The following is a 2,874-nucleotide window of genomic DNA, read 5'->3' on the forward strand; positions in this document are numbered from 1 at the left end:
ACTATTTGCTGTACGGAACTATGAAATAACTCTTTTGCAAATCTTACATATATAATCGGAAATTTCTTTATCAAACTTAATAAGCGTAACCAAGCAATACTGTTACCTGCCCTGTTCCTTCTGTTTGGAGAATATGATAAAAAGGGGTTTGTTGTTCGCGGTTATTCTTCTCTAAGGTCCATAATAATCTAGCATATGCTTCCTTGGTTAATTCCTCATAATCATGATTTAGAGTTACCATTATAATATTATTGATTTCAAAGTAAGATGAAAATTTCATCCCCTTGACTTCAAGAAATTCCTCCTCTAAGGGAAGAAAGAATTCAATATCCATATTTCCTTCATATGGCACATTATTTAGACTATATACAATAGGTCCTGCTGGATGACCTCCTGCTTCATAAATAGCTGTCATAAAAGCATCTAGTTCATTTCTCATCTGACTAACATGAAAAGTCTTACGCTTTTTAATCACATTCCGTGCCTCAAAAATGTTTTCATTGGTCACACCTTGTGCAACAACATATTTCATCACTCTACCTCCCAACTACCATATGCATCAACTACAATTTCTTTTCCAGGATGATAAAGCACATGATAAACAGCTAAATACTCCAAATTTTCTTTAGCATATTTTACACGTAAGGCATCATAATAATCCGCTAAATTTTCTGAGGAAAAACTAGCGAAATCATTACTGTCTATAAAAATATTTTCTTGAAAAAGAAATGGTCCTTTATATCTATCTATTTGGGTATATGCATTGCCAAATGTTGTAAAAATAGAAATCGTTTTTTTATCCCCAAAAGGATAACTCTTAAAATATACTGGACCATCTGAAAAAACCATATCTAGCATATCCTCTATAAACTCCCAACATAAAGGATATACTTTATGACAAATCTGTTCGACTGGTACATTTCCCAACCCACTTTCTTCATAACCAAATTGATTATGAAGGACTAACTTTTTAGGTCTTATTTCCATATTTCTTTACTGCTTTCTTAATTGTTCTTATCTTTAAGCTAATTCATCACTATCAGGGTGCTTTTTCACATAAATAGCTGCATAAACTGCATCTACCATGACAGCCGGCAAAGTCAAGGTCAACAAAATTCCCAATAAAATACCAAAGGCATTCTGAATATAACCCGTTAGGAGGGAAGGAATAATTGTTGCCCCAGCAAAAGCTATAGCAAAATTATTCCACCATGTTTTCTTTCTATCTCCCTCTTTTACTTGATTAAAAGCCCAAACTTTCCCCTGATTCTTTGGGAGATAGTACCAAGCATAGAGACCACATGCAAAGATAAAAAGAAGCAATATAAAGATAACATAAATTGGAGTGAGAGGAGATTGATATATTCCTTCTATACTATTTGAATCTCCTACTGTTATAAACATCAACATTCCGATAAAATTGGTCCAAACTAATGTCGTCCAAGTAAGCAAAGCAATCAGAATAAATGTTAAAAATTTAAATCGATTGATCAAAAACTTAGAAAAACCAAACAACATACCTACAACATTAAGAATGATACAAGTCAAAAATAGAACTTTAAGCCCTCCCTGATGACTTCCTGTTTCACCTATAAGACCCCAGTAAAAGAAAAAGGAGCAAAATGGTAAATTTATCCATGGATATAACTTAATATAGCCTAGACTGACACCATGTGTGATCAAAGGACCATGGTATCTTTCTCTTTCTATATCAGTAATCTTTGTCTTATTTTTTATATTCACCTTCACCATTAACTAAACCACCCTCCTATTGTTTTTAAGCCATCGCCAATTGCATCTGTTGTTTTTGTTAAGGCATCCTTAGCTATATCCGTTACAGATTGATTATTTAATTCCTTAATTTTAAAGTCATTCATAAGCCATCCAATGGCTGCACCTAATCCTAACCCAACAACTGTTCCAATAGGACCTCCGATAAAAGTTCCGATTGCGGCACCAGCGCTTGCAGCAGAAGCACCTGAAAGAAGATCAACACCTTGGTCAACTACGAAATTTCGAATTTTTGTCCCCACAGAAGAGGTATTATCATCAAAAAAGTTTTCTTTTATATTTCCCCCAACATTAAGAACTGTTCCAATGGCACCAAGCGCTTTGCCAGCTTGTCCCCATTTTGAAAGCTGTGAAGCATCTTTCCATTTGAAGTCATCCCAAAATTTCAAAGAATTTTTAAAACCGCTTTTAGCCGAATCTACAGCATCCCCAATAGCAGTTCGCCAACCAGTTGTCTGAACTCCTTTGCCAATATTGGTATCAGTAGGATCGAAATCTCTACCTGTATTTTGATTATATTCTCCACTTCCACTAGTATATACATGTCCTGTATTTTTATTATAAAGAAAGCGAGAACCTATCTTAACACGACCTCTGGAGTCAGAAGTAACTTGTCGACCGTTAATAAAGTTTATTTCAGCCTTAGCCAGAATAACTCTACCAACAATATTCGAAAATTTTGAAGATTTGTCGGCTGATTCTTCCTGCTTCAAAATAAAATCAATGGCTTTTTCAACAGAAATCCCCTGTTCCTTTGCAACATCTTGGGCCATCGTTAGCAATTCAGCTTCCGTCCTATCTACAAATCCCTGAATTGCATTCTTAACATTCTCTGGCAGGTCCTTAGCTGGATAGCGGTTCTGATAAGCTTGGATTGCCTTTATATCTTTCTCATCCAATTCTGTTTTATTTTTAATTTTATCTAAAACATTTTGGTAATTTTGAATTACCTCAGAACGTTTATTCCACTCACTGTTAATATTATTAGCCCAAGGAGCTTGTCCCTCTATTTTAAAAGTTCCATCAAACTTTCCAAAGTCACCTGTGACTTGTTCGAAACCTTGAAAAACTAAGCTCTGTAAG

3 protein-coding genes and 1 pseudogene are annotated in these 2,874 nt (G+C 34.8%); all 4 read right to left on the reverse strand.

The features are described 5' to 3' along the window. Positions 1-76 precede the first annotated feature (76 nt). Positions 77-532: a DUF5085 family protein gene (locus SORDD16_RS08940; protein ID WP_061421998.1), complete on the reverse strand. Its 456-nt coding sequence runs from the start codon at positions 530-532 to the stop codon at positions 77-79. Next, a complete protein-coding gene (locus SORDD16_RS08945) occupies positions 532-987 on the reverse strand; it encodes a hypothetical protein (protein WP_061421997.1) in 456 nt (151 codons plus the stop codon). The genes SORDD16_RS08940 and SORDD16_RS08945 overlap by 1 nt, the downstream gene beginning before the upstream one ends. Before the next feature lie 33 nt (positions 988-1,020). Then, on the reverse strand, positions 1,021-1,752 hold the full coding sequence (locus SORDD16_RS08950) for a hypothetical protein (protein ID WP_061453179.1): 732 nt from the start codon (positions 1,750-1,752) through the stop codon (positions 1,021-1,023). Then, a pseudogene (locus tag SORDD16_RS12005) lies at positions 1,752-2,874 on the reverse strand (hypothetical protein); the annotation flags it as partial. The pseudogene SORDD16_RS12005 and the gene SORDD16_RS08950, both read right to left, overlap by 1 nt.

It is taken from the genome of Streptococcus oralis (assembly GCF_001578945.1).
GTDB lineage: Bacteria > Bacillota > Bacilli > Lactobacillales > Streptococcaceae > Streptococcus > Streptococcus oralis_Q.

What these genes read in the sequence shown, in the direction of transcription:
- SORDD16_RS08950 (WP_061453179.1), bottom strand. Translation starts at nt 1,752, where the DNA reads ATGGTGAAGGTGAATATAAAAAATAAGACAAAGATTACTGATATAGAA.
- SORDD16_RS08940 (WP_061421998.1), bottom strand. Translation starts at nt 532, where the DNA reads ATGAAATATGTTGTTGCACAAGGTGTGACCAATGAAAACATTTTTGAG.
- SORDD16_RS08945 (WP_061421997.1), bottom strand. Translation starts at nt 987, where the DNA reads ATGGAAATAAGACCTAAAAAGTTAGTCCTTCATAATCAATTTGGTTAT.